General features: G+C 30.4%; 1 pseudogene. It reads right to left on the bottom strand.

The features are described 5' to 3' along the window. A pseudogene (locus AAEY99_RS21590) lies at positions 1-250 on the bottom strand (site-specific integrase); the annotation flags it as partial.

The following is a 250-nucleotide window of genomic DNA, read 5'->3' as shown; positions in this document are numbered from 1 at the left end:
AGCTAGGCCTAACGACTGAGAAAATATGCTTTCCGTTAAACGGGTTACCTAAGAAATCATTTCCTAAATCATCACACAGTAAAGGATGAACTGTAGGGTTAGAGCCATTAAGTAAATGAGTTCTATACTTATTAAATATCACGTAAAGTAATTTAACAATTTGTTTTAATTCTAAATCAGTATATGGCTTGGTACTTTCATGACTGTCTTTTATAAATAAAAAATTATCTCTTAGCTCATGAGTTAAAAC

This window comes from Shewanella sp. S1-58-MNA-CIBAN-0166 (assembly GCF_040310085.1).
Taxonomy (GTDB): Bacteria; Pseudomonadota; Gammaproteobacteria; order Enterobacterales; family Shewanellaceae; genus Shewanella.
The sequence above is the reverse complement of the archived record's forward strand: the minus strand, read 5'-3'. Positions and strand labels throughout refer to the sequence as shown.